Origin of the sequence: Cognatazoarcus halotolerans (assembly GCF_009800965.1) — a bacterium.
GTDB classification, from domain to species: Bacteria; Pseudomonadota; Gammaproteobacteria; order Burkholderiales; family Rhodocyclaceae; genus Cognatazoarcus; species Cognatazoarcus halotolerans.
On record NZ_WUAF01000001.1, the window covers coordinates 99,065 to 114,004 of the forward strand.

General features: G+C 65.6%; 10 protein-coding genes. 5 read left to right on the forward strand and 5 right to left on the reverse strand.

Annotated features, from left to right (window positions below; genetic code table 11):
- Window positions 1-4: 4 nt before the first annotated feature.
- Genes xdhC through xdhA form a run of 3 tightly spaced genes read right to left on the reverse strand, consistent with a single transcriptional unit; the run spans window position 5 to window position 4,936 of the window.
- On the reverse strand, window positions 5-1,075 hold the full coding sequence (gene xdhC, locus GQB03_RS00570; protein ID WP_200832055.1) for a xanthine dehydrogenase accessory protein XdhC: 1,071 nt from the start codon (window positions 1,073-1,075) through the stop codon (window positions 5-7).
- Window positions 1,072-3,387 (reverse strand): xanthine dehydrogenase molybdopterin binding subunit, encoded by a 2,316-nt coding sequence (gene xdhB, locus GQB03_RS00575; protein ID WP_159682754.1) that lies wholly within the window; start codon window positions 3,385-3,387, stop codon window positions 1,072-1,074. Before xdhB ends, xdhC begins: the two co-directional genes overlap by 4 nt.
- A 10-nt stretch (window positions 3,388-3,397) precedes the next feature.
- On the reverse strand, window positions 3,398-4,936 hold the full coding sequence (xdhA, locus tag GQB03_RS00580) for a xanthine dehydrogenase small subunit (protein ID WP_159682756.1): 1,539 nt from the start codon (window positions 4,934-4,936) through the stop codon (window positions 3,398-3,400).
- A gap of 370 nt (window positions 4,937-5,306) precedes the next feature.
- On the opposite strand from xdhA, the gene GQB03_RS00585 reads away from it, so the two are divergent.
- From GQB03_RS00585 to GQB03_RS00605, 5 genes are all read left to right on the forward strand, one after another.
- Window positions 5,307-6,053, forward strand: a complete 747-nt coding sequence (locus GQB03_RS00585) for a GntR family transcriptional regulator (RefSeq protein ID WP_159682758.1) — start codon at window positions 5,307-5,309, stop codon at window positions 6,051-6,053.
- Window positions 6,054-6,203: 150 nt separating this feature from the next.
- Window positions 6,204-8,930, forward strand: a complete 2,727-nt coding sequence (locus GQB03_RS00590) for a nitrate reductase (RefSeq protein ID WP_159682760.1) — start codon at window positions 6,204-6,206, stop codon at window positions 8,928-8,930.
- A 126-nt stretch (window positions 8,931-9,056) separates the two neighbouring features.
- Window positions 9,057-10,706: a CorA family divalent cation transporter gene (locus tag GQB03_RS00595; protein WP_159682762.1), complete on the forward strand. Its 1,650-nt coding sequence runs from the start codon at window positions 9,057-9,059 to the stop codon at window positions 10,704-10,706.
- A gap of 253 nt (window positions 10,707-10,959) precedes the next feature.
- Window positions 10,960-11,574, forward strand: a complete 615-nt coding sequence (locus GQB03_RS00600; RefSeq protein WP_159682764.1) for a DUF1326 domain-containing protein — start codon at window positions 10,960-10,962, stop codon at window positions 11,572-11,574.
- A 26-nt stretch (window positions 11,575-11,600) separates the two neighbouring features.
- Window positions 11,601-12,356: a DUF2182 domain-containing protein gene (locus GQB03_RS00605; RefSeq protein WP_200832056.1), complete on the forward strand. Its 756-nt coding sequence runs from the start codon at window positions 11,601-11,603 to the stop codon at window positions 12,354-12,356.
- Window positions 12,357-12,389: 33 nt separating this feature from the next.
- Here GQB03_RS00605 and GQB03_RS00610 read toward each other — a convergent pair whose 3' ends face one another.
- Complete coding sequence (locus GQB03_RS00610; protein ID WP_159682768.1) at window positions 12,390-13,211, reverse strand: class I SAM-dependent methyltransferase; 822 nt, start codon at window positions 13,209-13,211, stop codon at window positions 12,390-12,392.
- Between the two features lie 347 nt (window positions 13,212-13,558).
- Window positions 13,559-14,542: a dienelactone hydrolase family protein gene (locus GQB03_RS00615; RefSeq protein WP_159682770.1), complete on the reverse strand. Its 984-nt coding sequence runs from the start codon at window positions 14,540-14,542 to the stop codon at window positions 13,559-13,561.
- Window positions 14,543-14,940: the final 398 nt, after the last annotated feature.

Genomic DNA, 14,940 nt, shown 5'->3' on the forward strand with positions numbered 1-14,940 from the left:
TCGATCACGCCCTCGCATCGTGCAGCGCCGGCCGGGCAGTGCTGGCCCCGGCCTCGCGCTGCCGCAATATCCGTGCCGCGACCGAAATCGCGATCGCGGCGGGGTGCTTGTCGCGGATTCCGGCCACGCCTATCGGGCATTCCATGCGCGACAGCGCCGCCGCATCGATGCCTCGCGCGCCCAGCCGCTGCTCGAAGGCGCGCCGCTTGGTATGCGATCCGATCAGGCCGAACCAAGAAAAATCGCCGCGACGCAGGATCCGCTCGGCGAGCCGCTGGTCGAGCGCGTGATCGTGCGTCATCACCACGAACCATGCGCCAGCGGGCGCGGTATCCACCTCGTCCTCGCAGAACTCGCTGACCACCGCTTCGACGTTGGCCGGCAGCCCGGCCGGAAACTCCGCCTCGCGCGGGTCCACCCAGACGATGCGGCAGGGCAGCGCGGCGAGGGTATTGACCAGCGCCCGGCCGACATGACCGGCGCCAAAAATCACGACATGAAAATCACTGGGCTGGAGCGGTGCCAGAAACAGCAGCGAACGTGTCGTCTCACCGGTAGCAAACTCGACCAGCCCGGCCGGCGCCCCCGACAGCATCGAGCGCGCCCGCTCGACGACCTGGCGATCGAGTGCCGCATCGCCAAGCGTGCCGGACACCGATGCCGCGCTGACCAGAACGGTGCCGCAGCCAGCCGGGCCGTGCGCCGCCGTGACCATCACGCAGGGCTCGCCGCCGGCGAGCCGCCCGGCCAGTTCGCTCACCCATACGGCATCGGGCGGCACCGCCTCGAAGAGCAGATTGACGACGCCACCACAGCACTGGCCAAGACTTGCCCCGAGCGGAAAGCGCTTCAGCACGGCCGGCTCGCCGGCCGCGAGCAGGTCGCGGGCAATCGCGATCGCCTTGTATTCGAGATGGCCACCACCAATCGTGCCGAACACGCGCCCGGGGGTGACGATCATCCGCGTGCCCGGCTCGCGCGGCGCCGAGCCACGTACCGATGCCACCGAAACCATCACCGCCGCCTCGCCGCGGGCACGGCAGGCAACGAGCTCGTCAAGCCAGACGGCGCTCACGGCTGCGCCCGCGCGGCACGCACCGCCTCAACCGCGTTGAGGATGGCCTCGCCGGTGGCTGGGGCGAGCAGCGGCGGCGCGACATTGCCCTCCGCCACCGCAGCGATCGCGTCACGGATCGCGAAGAACACCGAGAAGGGCAGCAGCAGTGGCGGCTCACCCACCGCCTTGGAACGCATGATGGTGTCGACATGGTTCGGGTTGTGGAACAGGCGCGTGTTGAACACCGCCGGACAATCGGCCACCGCTGGGATCTTGTAGGTGGAAGGCGCATGGGTCGTCAGCCGCCCGACGTCGTTCCACACCAGCTCCTCGGTGGTCAGCCAGCCCATGCCCTGGATGTAGGCACCTTCGACCTGGCCGATGTCGATCGCAGGATTGATCGAATTGCCCGCGTCGTGCAGCAGATCGGCGCGCAGCAGCTTCCATTCCCCGGTCAGGGTGTCCACCGCCACTTCGGACACCGCGGCGCCGTAGGCGAAGTAGAAGAACGGGCTGCCGGTGAGGGTCTCGCGATTCCAGTGCAGCCCCGGCGTCGCATAGAAACCGTCGGACCACAGCTGCACGCGCGCCTCGTAGGCCAGCTTGACCAGCTCGTCGAAGGCGATCTGCCATCCCTCGCCGCTGACCTGCTCGTCGGCAAAGCGCACCGCCTCGGCTGTGCCGCCAAATCGCGCGGCCGCCAGCGCCGCCAACCGCGCACGGATCTGCAGCGCCGCGTCCTCGGCGGCCTTGCCGTTCAGGTCGGCGCCAGTCGATGCCGCGGTGGCCGAGGTGTTGGCCACCTTGGAGGTATCGGCCGCGGTCGCCCGCACCCGCGACAGCGGTACGCCCAGCGTCATCGCGACCACTTGCGCGACCTTGGTATTGAGGCCCTGACCCATCTCGGCGCCACCGTGGTTCACCAGCATCGAGCCATCGGTGTAGATGTGCACCAGCGCCCCGGCCTGGTTGAAATGCACCACGTTGAAGCTGATGCCGAACTTCACCGGGGTCAGCGCGAGCCCTTTCTTGATGATCGGGCTGTCGGCGTTCCAGCGCAGTATCTCCTCGCGCCGGGCGCGGTAGTCGCTGCTCTGCTCGAGGTCCGCCACCAGCTCATGGATCACGTTGTCGGCGACCGTCTGGCCGTAGGGCGTGAGGTTGCGATCGGACTTGCCGTAGAAATTGGCCTTGCGCACATCCAGCGCATCGAGGCCAAGCCGACGGGCGATGCTGTCGAGGATGTACTCGATGGCGATCGCGCCCTGCGGGCCACCGAAACCGCGAAACGCGGTGTTCGACTGGGTGTTGGTGCGCGCGCACAGGGCGCTGATGTCCGCGTCCGAGAGGAAGTAGGCGTTGTCGAAATGGCACAGCGCGCGAGTGGCCACCGGACCCGACAGATCCGCCGAGAAGCCGGCGCGGGCAATCATCTCGACGCGCACCGCGAGAATGCGGCCCTCGTCGTCAAAGCCGACGTCGTAGTCATAATAGAAATCGTGGCGCTTGCCGGTGATCATCATGTCGTCGTCGCGATCGAGACGCAGCTTGACCGGGCGCTTGAGCTTCGAGGCGGCCAGCGAGGCCACGCAGGCGAACAGCGCGGACTGGCTTTCCTTGCCGCCGAAGCCGCCGCCCATGCGACGCATCTCGACGACAACCTGGTTCGATGCCTTGTTGAGGCAGTGGGCCACCACGTGCTGCATTTCGGTCGGGTGCTGGGTCGAGCACCACAGCTGCAGGCAGCCGTCCTCGCGGGGCGCGCAGTAGGACACCTGGCCCTCGAGGTAGAACTGCTCCTGACCGCCCACCGACCACTGGCCCTGCAGCCGATGCGGCGCCGCGGCCAGCTTTTGCGCAGGCTCGCCGCAGACCCGGCGCATCGGCGGCAACACGAAGGATTCCGCCGCGCGGGCCGCGCGTGGATCGAGCTCGGCCGGCAACACTTCGTAGTCAACCACCGCGCGGCGCGCGGCGCGGCGGGCGACATCGACGCTGGTGGCAACCACCGCGAACATCGGCTGGCCGACGTAATGCACTTCACCGTCGGCAAGAATGGGATCGTCGTGGATGATCGGGCCGCAGTCGTTGCTGCCCGGAATATCCGCCGCGGTGAGCACCGCCACCACGCCCGGCATCGCGGTCACGGCAGCGAAATCGATGCTGCGGATGCGTGCGTGGGGCTTTGCCGACAGGCCAAGCGCGGCATGCAAGGTGCCGGCCAGCTCCGGGATGTCGTCGACATAGGTCGCCTCGCCGGCCACGTGCAGGTGGGCGGACTCGTGCGCGGCGCTGGCGCCGGGGCGAACGATCGGATCTGCGTTGTTCATGGCGCCCACCTCAAACCAGTTGGAACACGTTGACCTGCGCGCTGGCGAGCGGCGCATCGGGACGGGTCTCGAGCCACAGGCGATAGAGCGCATTCTTCGCGACCTGCATGCGGTAGCCGCTCGATGCACGCATGTCGGAGAGCGGCGTGTAATCGGCGTCGAGCGCGGCCATCGCGGCACGCGCCGCCGGCTCCTGCCAGGGCTGGCCCGCGAGTGCCGCCTCGGCCGCAGCAGCACGCCTCGGTGTTGCCGCCATGCCGCCGTAGGCAATGCGCGCCTCGGCCACCGCACCGGCATCGAGGTGCAGCGCGAAGGCGGCGCACACCGCGGAAATGTCCTGATCGAAGCGTTTCGCGATCTTGTAGCTGCGCACCACCCAACCCGGGCGGCTACGCGGCACCCGGATACGCTCGATGAATTCGCCCGGCTGCATCGCATTCTTCTGGTAATCGAGGTAGAGATCCTCGAGCGCAAGCTCGCGGGTGAGCGCGCCCTTGCGCAGCACCACGCTCGTACCAAGGCAGATCAGCACTGGCATCGAATCGCCGATCGGCGAGCCGTTGGCGATATTGCCGCCAAGCGTGCCGGCGTTGCGCACCGGCATCGAGGCGAAGCGCCGCCACAACTCGGCCAGTTCAGGGTACGCGCCATTGAGCGCCGCAAAGGCATCGGTCAGCGAGGCCGCGGCGCCAATCTCGAAATGCGTGTCACTCCGGTCGATGCCTTTCAGCTCGGCGACATTGCCGATGTAAAGCAGTACCGGCAGTTCGCGATGCTGCTTGGTGACCCACAGGCCGACGTCGGTGCCGCCGGCCAGGATCCGCGCATCCGGCATCTGCTCGCGCAGCGTCGCAAACTCTGCCAGCGAAGAGGGTGCGAAATAGCGCGCATCCCCGGTTTCGACGCGCAGGTCGGTCTCGCGCCGCAAGGCCTTCAGCTGCGAGATGAGGGCCTGCTCATCCGCATCGACGGTGTTCGCGGCAAGCGTGCCCGGCCTGTTCAGCCAGTCGCGCTGGTCGCCGCACTGATACATGCGGTCGGCAGCCTCGAAGATCGGACGGTAGCCGGTGCAACGGCACAGATTGCCGGACAGCGCATCGGCCACGCAGGCACGATCGGGCGCGGCGTCGTTCTTGAACAGCGCGAACAGCGACATCACGAAGCCCGGCGTGCAGAAACCGCATTGCGATCCGTGGGTGTCCACCAGTGCCTGCTGGACCGGATGCAGGCTGCCATCCTGCCGCTTGAGCGTCTCGACGGTATAGATCGCCTTGCCGTCCAGGGTCGGCAGGAACTGGATGCAGGCATTGACTGCCCGCAACTGCACTCGCTCGGTCCCGTCGCGGGCAACCAGTTCGCCCAGCACCACGGTGCAGGCACCGCAATCGCCCTCGGCACAGCCTTCCTTGCTTCCGGTGCGACGCAGATCCTCACGCAGGAACTGCAGAATCGTACGGGTCGGTGCCGGGTTGACGAGCGTGACGACCTCGTCGTCCAGAACGAAGCGGATCTGTTCCGCTGCGGCCGCAGCCTGCTTGCCGTTCAACATGTCTGGTCCTCTGTTCGGTGGCCCCGATCCGGTTCCTGAAGGCCGGCCCGTTGGCTCGTTGTCTGGCCCGACGCGACCGGCCAGACCGTATTTCATCCGGCCGCCGCAATGCACGGTTCCCGGTGAATTCGCTTTTAAATCTGGCTTTCGCAAAAAATATTGTCAACAATTTTATCCAGATACTCGCTATCGGTTTTTCGAATATTGCATTGAACAAAACACCTGAAATAGCCCAATATTGGTGCATAAAGACAAGGAGATGCCCCACGATTGTGCGCACGCAGCAGAACCCTCCCAGCAATTTCCCTTGACTCGAGGATTCATATTGTCAACACTCCGACAACCCTGTCGGCAATAACGAGGCACGTTCATGAGCGCCGCAAAACCGACCCACGACGTAATCGCAGGAGCGCCCGCCGAGGCCGCGCAGAGCAAGCGCGGCCGCTTGATCCGGCAGGAAGACGAGATCTTCGAGCGCATCCAGCAGGCGATCCTCGACCACCGCCTGCCACCGGGCACCAAACTCAAGGAAGTACCGCTGGCGGAGCTGTTCGGCGTCACCCGCGGCCTGCTGCGCAAGGTGCTCACCCGGCTCGCCCACGCCAGGCTGGTGGAACAGCGGCCGAATCGCGGCGCGATGGTCGCAAGCCCTTCCGTATCCGAAAGCCGCGATCTCTTTGCAGCAAGGCGCGCCATCGAAGGAGCGATCGTCGGCATCCTCGGGACACGCATCAATGCCACGCAGATCAAGGGCCTGCGGCGCATGATCGAGCGCGAGCAGAACGCGTATGCGAAGGGCGAGATGCGTGCCGGCCTGAAACTGTCGATCGATTTTCATCGTGTGCTGGCCCAGATGGCGGGCAACAGTGTCCTTTCCGGTTTCCTCGAGGAATTGCTGACCCGCACGCCCTTGGTGATCCTTGCCTACCGTGACACCCGCGCCACCACGACGCGCTGCGACTGCAACGATCACGGTGCGATCATTGACGCGCTCGAGACCGGTGATGCCGAAGAAGCGGCGCGGATCATGCAGGAACATCTCGAAGCTCTCGAAGGACAGCTCAATCTGCGCGAGGACGGCTCCACCACCGATCTTGCAGCGGTATTCGGAAGCTGAGCAAGCCCGCGCCAATCGGGGGCATCGCGATGCGGCGACGCACCAACCGGGTGCATCACATGCAAGCCTCCGGCGCGTGAAAGGCAAGCACGCGCGCTTCGGACGCATGGCACACCCCTTGCTCTTCCCTTGTGCAATCAAGGGAAAACCATGTCCGAAACACGATCAACCTGCTGCTACTGCGGCGTCGGCTGCGGCGTCCTCATCGAGACCGAGAACGGGCGCATTACCGGCGTGCGCGGCGACCCCGACCACCCGGCCAATTTCGGCCGCCTGTGCACCAAGGGCGCCACCCTGCACTTCAGCGCCGCCCCCGAAACCCTCGCGGCTCGAGCGCTCCATCCGGAAATCCGCTTTCACCGCGACGACCCGCGCGAGCACACGGATTGGTCGTCGGCGCTCGATCATGCGGCCGAAAGATTCGCCGCGTTGATCACGCGTCACGGTCCGGACGCGGTCGCGTTCTACGGTGCGGGTCAGTGGCTCACCGAGGACTACTACGTTTTCAACAAGCTGATGAAGGGTCTCATCGGCAGCAACAACATCGATACCAATTCGCGGCTGTGCATGTCCAGCGCGGTGAGCGGTTACAAGATGACGCTCGGCGCCGACTCGCCTCCCTCGAGCTATGAGGACATCGCCGCCACCGCCTGCATGTTCATCGCCGGCAGCAACACCGCCTTCGCCCATCCGATCACCTTCCGTCGCGTCGAGGATGCGCGCAAGGCCAACCCGGACATGAAGCTGGTGGTGATCGACCCGCGCCGCACCGACACCGCCGAGGCCGCCGACCTGCACCTGGCCCTGCTGCCCGGCACCGACGTCGCGCTCTACAACGCGATGCTGCACATGATGTTGTGGGAGGGCTGGGTCGACCGCGACTACATCGATGCCCACACCACCGGCTTCGATGCGCTCAAGCGCACGGTTCGCGAGTACACGCCCGCCATGGCCGCGTCGATCTGCGGCCTCGCCAAGAAGGACATCGAAACCGCGGCCGAATGGTTCGCCACCTCACCAGCGACGCTCTCGCTGTACTGCCAGGGACTCAATCAGTATTCCTTCGGCAGCTACAACAACGCGGCCCTGATCAACCTGCACCTTGCCACCGCCCAGATCGGCCGACCCGGTGCCGGTCCCTTCTCGCTCACCGGTCAGCCCAACGCAATGGGCGGACGCGAAGTCGGCGGACTCGCCAACCTGTTGTCGGGACACCGCGACCTTGCAAATCCCGTGCATCGCGCCGAAGTCGCCGCCCTGTGGGGCGTTGACAGCGTCCCGGAGACCCCCGGCAAGAGTGCGGTCGAACTGTTCCGAGGCCTCAAATCGGGTGAAATCAAGGCGGTGTGGATTGCCTGCACGAACCCCGCCCAGTCAATGCCCGACCAGGCACTGGTCCACGAGGCGCTGCGCAGCGCCGAATTCGTTGTCGTCCAGGAAGCCTTCGGCGGCACCGAGACCTGTGCCTTCGCCGATGTCCTGCTGCCGGCATCCACCTGGGGCGAAAAGGAGGGGACGGTCACCAATTCGGAGCGGCGCATCAGTCGTGTGATCGCCGCCACCGCCGCGCCGGGCGAAGCCCGCGCGGACTGGGAGATCGGGGTCGACTTTGCGCGCAGGCTGGGCGAAAAGCTCGGTCGCGGCGAACTCGCCAGAAGGATGTTCGCCTTCGATTCGCCCGAAGCCGTGTGGAACGAGCACCGCGAGTCCACCCGCGGGCGCGATCTCGACATCACCGGGCTCGACTACACGCGCCTCGAAGCCGAGGGACCGCAGCAATGGCCCTTTCCGGAAGGCGCCACCCGCGGCAAGGTGCGCCTGTACGAAGACGGCATCTATCCGACCGAAGACGGCCGCGCGCGTTTCGTGGTGTGCGAGCACAAGGTCACCTTCGAATCACCGAGCAGCCGCTACCCGCTGCATCTGATCACCGGCCGGCTTCGCGACCAGTGGCACGGCATGAGTCGCACGGGTAACGTTCCGCGCCTGTACAGCCACGAGGCCGAACCGCTGCTCCACATGAACCCGGACGACCTCGCCCGGCGCGGTCTGCAGGATGGCGAGCTCGTCACGGTGAAGTCGCGCCGCGGAGCCGTCTCGCTCAAGGTGCTGGCCACCACGACGGTGCGCCCGGGCCAGTGTTTTCTGCCGATGCACTGGGGCGGCAACAGCATGGGCGGTCTTGGCGTGAACGGACTCACTCCGGCTGCCGTCGACCCCAACTCGAAACAGCCCGAGCTCAAGCACGCCGCGGTTCAGGTATCGAAATTCGATCTCAAACCATCGCTGGTGGCGATGTGCCGCCGCGAAGCCGGCCGGGAGGGTCGCGACAGCGCGGTCCGGACCATGGCCCGGCTGCGCCCGCTGCTCAGCGGCTACCCTTATGCAAGCCTGACACTGGCCGGCCGCGAGACTCCGGTGGTGGTGCTCAAGCTACGCGGAGAACAGATCGCCGCCGAAACGATCGCCGCGGTCGACGCGGCCTTCGGCCTCGACGATCCGACACGTGTCCTCAGCTACCAGGACAGCCGTCGCGACATCGCCAAACGCGCGCTGGTCGAGGACGAAAAGCTCAGCGCGGTGCGCCTCGCCGGCGAGACGATGGCGGCGGAATGGCTCGCCGACATGATGGCACTCGGCAAGCCCGCCACCGAACTGCGCCCATGGCTGTTCGCCCCGCTGGCGAAACCGCCGGTCGGGCAGAGCGCGCGCGGCAAGGTCATCTGCAACTGCTTCGACGTCTCCGAAGACGAGATCATGGCCGCGCTCAAGGGTGGCGAAAGCCTCGAGGCCCTGCAGGCACGCACCAAATGCGGCACCAACTGCGGCTCCTGTGTCCCCGAACTGAAACGCATGGCCGGGCAGGCACAGCACTGACCGGCCGCCAGCGCAGGGCGGAAGACCTCCGGCAGCCTTCCTGAGGCGGCGGCCGGCGCCGGTCTGCCCTCCGGGCCATACCCGGCCTATACTCTCGCGCAGACCTTGTTTGCGGGAGAGATGCGCATGGGGAAAGTCGACGGGGACACGCAGTGCACACTGCGGCATTTCCGGCAGATCCTGCTATGGCCGCTGCAACTCATGCCCCTGCGCGAGGACAGCCAGATCCAGAACCACTGGGAAATCCTGGAACAGGACGTGCCGGACAACCCGTGGCGCGAGGTGGACGACGAGTTCACCGATGATCCCTCCGGTTTTCAACCCCGTCATTACAGCGAGTTCGTCACCTTTCTGCCCCACGTCCAGCGCTTCCTGTATGGCGAGGGAAAGGCGCGGGGCGCCAATCCGGCGGAATCGCCGATTCGGGTATTCCGCCGCAACGACATCGCCCGCGTGCGCTGCACCTATCCCGACCCCGCGATGGCGGCGCGCGAATTCGACATTGCCCATGTCGACCTCTACTTTTTCTACGATCTCGACCTTGTCGTCCTGACCGTCGAACTTCACGGCAGCGACGTCCCGCTCGCCTGCGCCCAGGAGACCATGTTCAGGCTCGGCCGCGCCTATCCGATCTACTGGGAAGCCAACGGCGACGGCGGTCACTGCCTCAAGCGCACCGAGTGGCTCCGCGCCGACGGCACCGTGCTGGCGACCTCCGACTACGAGGGACAGGCCAGATTCCTTGCCCATGTCAGCCAGTACAGGGCACCGACCCTCGCGGCCCACTGGGATTTCCTGCTGCGGCCGATGGTGCAACACCACTCCAATGACAAGGGTTTGCTGCGCTACCGACAGCTCGAATACCACCGCATGCCGGTGATGGGTTACCTGGCTTGCGAGGACGATCCGCGCCAGCTCCACCGCTCGGACTTCGTCAGGCTCGCGCTGGTCACGCCACCCGGAGAAGCGGGCACGATGCCCTTTTCGGTAGACGACTTCGAGGCGCGCTACTGCTACGACCGCTTCTGGGGCGGCCCGCCCGACAAGCCGCCGGGCGCCCGCTACATGAACTGCGGCGAAGCCTTCATGCTGGTTGGCAGCGGCCGCCAAGCCTATTTCTACACGCCTGGCGGGGGTTTGCTCGAACAGTTCCGGCATCAATACTTCCTGCTGTTCCTGATCCCCCATCTGCACAAGGCCGCCCTGCTGATGATGGCCGACCGCCTCGGCTACGCCCTCAAACGCATGCAGATCGACCAACCGGATTCGGTCAAGCGCTTCAAGCGGGAGATCCGCCAGATGCGCGAGATCTTCCTGCGCTTTACCCACCGTTACTGGTTCCATCACGTCTCGGATCAGATCCAGGCCAAGGATCTTTACCGCATGTCGAAAGGCTTTCTCGGCACCGAGGAACTCTACGACGAAGTGCGAGAGCGCATCGAGGACATGGCCGAGTACCTCGAATCCGACTCGCTGCGGCGACAAGCCAACACGGTCGTGCGACTCACCGTGGTCACCGCCTTCGGCCTGATCGGCACCACCGTCACCGGCTACTTCGGAATGAACATCCTGGGCCTCGACCAGCTCGGCACGCCTGCACGGATACTCTATTTCAGCCTCGTGCTGATCGCGGTGACCTGGCTGACCTTCTACACGGTGATGAAATCGAAGGGATTGTCCGACTTTCTCGATCTGCTTTCGGACGAGCGCGAAAACGTGCGCCAGAAGGTGGGCGCGTTCTTCAAGGTGTGGCGCCGTAAGAAGCCACCGGCCTGACCCCCGGCATGGTCCGGCACGGACGCGTATAGATGGCACCTTGACCCGACACCAGCCGCCGACTAGTTTCAAGAAAGGACGGCCCGCAGTTCTTCCGCCGTTCATCCACGACCGGCCCCTCACTCGAGGGAACAGCGCCCCGGCACATTGACGGGGCTTCAGCGGATCCGCTGTCCGGGACATGACCGCGGCAGAGATACCTGGTCTGCGACGGTCCCCCCTGCGGCATCAACGCTCCGCAAAGGAGGAAACCATGGCTACATGGCAAATCGAAGGCCAGTACATGGAGACGTGCAACTGCACCTTCTTGTGCCCCTGCATCTCGTCCAATCTTGCCGCACGACCGACCGAAGGCGACTGCAAGGCGGCCGTCGCGATGCGGATCGACAAGGGGCAGAAGGACGGGGTCAGCCTCGACGGGCTCTCGTTCATCGTGATGCTGCACGCGCCCGGGGCAATGGCGGATGGCGACATGACCGTCGGCCTGATCGTTGACGAACGTGCCAGCGATGCGCAGGTCGAAGCAATCGGAGCAATCGCCACCGGCGCTGCGGGGGGTCCGATGGCAAATCTGGCACCCCTGGTAGGGCGCATCGCGGGCATCGAGCGTCGGCCGATCAGCTTCGAGGCGAACGGACTGGACTTCGCGGTCAAGGCCGGCGAGCTCGTCGATCAGGCTTGCGCCGGCATTCCCAGCGCGGTGAAGCCGGGCGAGCCCGTCTGTCTCGACAACGCGATGCACCCGGTCAATAGCCGTCTCGGCCTGGCAAAAGCCACGCGCAGCATGTTCAAGGTGTTCGGCATCGAATGGCGCGACCGCAGCGGCCAGCGCAACGGCCACTTCGCACCATTCGCGTGGACCGGCTGAACACCACGGGCAAAGCGGGCGGCCGCATGGACGCCCTGCTTCGGCTGGACAGGAAACTGGCCCTTGGCGGCATCACCGCCATCGTGGCAGTGAGTTGGCTGTACCTGTGGACCAGCGCCGCGACAATGGATCACGGGACGATGGCGATGGATGCCATGCCTCGTATGCAGAGCCCCGGGGCACTGCTGCTCACCTTCGTGATGTGGACCGTGATGATGGCCGGCATGATGCTCCCGAGCGCGACGCCGGCGATCCTCGCCTATGGCAGCCTGGTTCGCAAGAACGGGGCGCACGGCCGTATTCTCCCTGGCCCCTGGACCTTCGCGGCCGGCTACCTGTCGATGTGGACGCTGTTCAGCGTCGCCGCCACGTTGCTGCAGGCCGCGCTCGAGTACGCGGCCCTGCTTACACCAGCGATGGCGACGGCAAGCGCCGGCCTCGGCGTGCTGGCACTGATCGCGGCCGGCATTTATCAACTCACGCCGCTGAAGCACGCCTGCCTCGGCAAGTGTCGCAACCCGTTGCAATTCTTTCTCACCCACTGGCGCCTGGGCCCCGCCGGTGCCTTCCGCATGGGTCTCGAGCACGGCGCATATTGCGTAGGCTGTTGCTGGGTGCTGATGCTGCTGCTGTTCGTCACCGGCGTGATGAACCTGCTGTGGGTGGCGCTCATCGCCGCCTTCGTCTTCGTCGAGAAGGTCTTTCCCGGCGAGCGCCTGGTTACCAGGGTTTCGAGCGCGGCACTGATTCTCGCCGGACTGTTTCTGCTGACCCGCATGTGAGGCTCCGCAGAGCCTCGTGCCCGACCGAAGCGCTCATGCCGTGCCCGGCGAATGCCTTGCAACGCGCGCGCGCACCGCCCACGCACGGGCAATCATGGAAATCGAGCCATCCGCCTGATGTGGCAGACGGGCGCGCAAGTGCTCCCGCAGGCGCAGCCTCACGGGCTCTTCGAGCGACATCACGTAGGACGGCGCGGGCCCCTGCCCGCCGAGGAATGGGAGCCAGAAGTCATCGAACCCATCGAACCGCGTCGTGATGTCGATCGCCGTCGATTCGGCCGCCCCGAACATGCCGCCGGAAAAACTCGCCACCAGCGCCTCGGGCCGGCAGCCCGGAAAGCGCAGCCCTTCGTCGAGCCGCGCAGCCTGCGGATCGAGGTCGACCGCGGCGTCCCAGAAATGGCGCATGAACTCCATCCTGCCCGCGTAATCCCACACGTAGGCGGCAACCAGGCCGCCATCGGCCGTCACCCTCGCCATTTCGGAAAGCGCAGCAGGCAGGTCCTCGACGAAATTCAGGACCAGCCCCGAAACCACCACATCGACTGCCTCATCGTCCAGCGGAATCGCCACCGCACTGCCCTGCCGCAGATCCGCGCGGCCAGCAAGATCGGCGGCCGCGGTTTCGAGGAAGCCGGCCGAAGGCTCCACGCCGAACAGGGCGGCGGGTGCGCAATGCCGGTCGATCGCCGCGCACAGCGCCCCCGTACCGCAGCCCAGGTCTAGCCATCGCTTGCCGCCGGGAATCTGCAACCAGTCGAGAAACACCGGCGCGACCACGCGGCTCCAGCGTCCGACATACAGTTCGTAGGGATTGCCGCGCTGCCATGTGTCTGACACCAATTTCCGGTTCATGATGGAACCTCCGCGGCCACGCGCGCCAGTGCCGCCAGCCGGAGACGGCCGGCGGTAGCAGGCGAAGAAATGCGGCGCCGTCGGGTACTGGTCGCCGCCGCAAGGGGCGAGGGCCTCTTCCCTCAGGTGTGCGCGAACGACGTCTTCCCGCCCGGCACGCCAGGGCGAAGAGGACGCATACTCCAGCCTAGTCCGTTTCAGGAAAGCTGCTACCCGATCGCGGCAGACGGCGCGCTCCGAGCAAGCGAGCGCCTGCGCACCACTGGTGACGAAACCTGCGGTTGCAGGTCAACGCGAACGCTTCTCCCGACCCCGCATGGCGTGCCCCGAATCTTTCACGTCCGGCTTCAGAGCTTCTGGCGGAAGAAGGCCACCACGCGCAGGCGCGAGGCATACGCCTGATCGACATCGGGCACGATCTCGACGCTCGGCGCAACGCCGGTACGGAATATGCTGCCCTCGTCACCAAACGGGTCCTTGATCGAGATCGGGACCATGAGGCGGTCCCAGGCGTGGTATGCACCGGGATACTCGGCCAATTGCACTACACCGTTGTTGGTGGCGTTGAGTTCATCGACAAGTGCGCGGCAGTGGGCACTGCCGTTGTCGTAATCGTCCTCGCTGCCGATCTGGACCAGCATCGGAGCGCCGGTGAGGTGGAGCAGTTGGGAGCCGAACTGCGCCGGTGGCGGGAAGCCGTATTGCGAAAAATCCATGTTGGCGCCCCAGCACACCGGGTAGTTCGCCACATGTGCTGCAAACCGAAGCGGGTTGCCGGAACTGTCGTGACCGAACATGCCGGCGTAGAGCGTTTCCGCGGCCTCGAGACTCACGACACCGCCCCATGAAAACCCTAGCACGCCGATGCGTTGGGGCGCGATGTTCGGATGGGCACTCAGGAACGCCAGCGCAGCGAAGACATCGGGGTAAGTGAAAATGGGGGCTGCGGGGCGGTTATCGGGACCGCTCACATGGCGCGCCTCCCACATGTCGATCTCAAGAGTGGCGATGCCGGCCGCATTGAGCGCCCGGGCATAGAAATCCCCGCGCGAATCCACCCCCGCCGAGCCATGCAGGACAAGCACCGCCGGCAACGCACTGCCGACGACGAAACAACGCTTTCTGAAATCGAAGCGCAAGGGCAAGCTCAGTTTGCCTTTGATCTCCAGCGGCTCCGGCGGCTGAACCGCGATATTCAACGAGAGAAAGCTGATGAAGGATATCTCCGGCCTCAAGCCACTTCGGCAATCAGCGTCCCTGGCCTGCGCCGACAACGCGAACAGACCACACATCAGGCCCAGAAGCCATAACCGGCACGATTTCGCTCCCATGCGATACCTCCTCGATCAGTTGCACGACATACAGCCCACCTCCCGAGGGGACCGGGCCCGGTGACAAGCGGCCTCGATCGCGCTTGCGCCCTCCCGGAATGCAATTCCGGGGCCCGACGGCAGGCAAAGGGCTGGGGCCGCGAGCCACACTATAAAGGCAAAAAATACCGGGATGACAACAAATTGGGACATTCCCCTTCTTGGCATGACATTCAAATTGGTCGCGCCGCGAAAGGGGAAACAGCCGATTCTTCAGAATTTAGCGCACCGGATCGGACGGCGCACATCGATTGATTCGCGCGCACTGGCCTTGGTGGAAGCGGCCCGCGAAAGACGATGGAGCCTCAGCCGGAAGCGAGCCGGGCCTACAGACGCGAGCCTGATCCACTGGCGGGACA